This is a genomic window from Pseudoalteromonas sp. SIMBA_162 (assembly GCF_046535955.1).
GTDB classification, from domain to species: Bacteria; Pseudomonadota; Gammaproteobacteria; order Enterobacterales; family Alteromonadaceae; genus Pseudoalteromonas; species Pseudoalteromonas marina.
On the sequence record NZ_JAWJBQ010001342.1, the window covers coordinates 1 to 231 of the forward strand.

Consider the following 231-nt stretch of genomic DNA (forward strand, 5'->3'; position numbering starts at 1 on the left):
GAGCAGGTTCTGGGCGGGCGCGCCTGCGGCCGGACCGCCGGCGGGCGTCTGCGGCGGGCGCGCGGCACCCGTCGGCAGCGGTATGTTCGCCAGCGACTGCAGCGAGTCGACCGAATACTGCGGGGCCTGCACGATCAACGGGTAGCTGACGCCGTTGCGCGGATCGAGCCAGAAGTTCGGCGTCGTCTGCGAACTGCCCGACAGCGCGATCAGCAGGTTCTGCGCGACGTC

At 71.4% G+C, this 231-nt stretch carries 1 protein-coding gene; it reads right to left on the reverse strand.

The genetic code is table 11. The features are described 5' to 3' along the window. The coding region (locus R0J88_RS24000; RefSeq protein ID WP_410901457.1) for a hypothetical protein at positions 1–231 on the reverse strand (231 nt) is incomplete at both ends.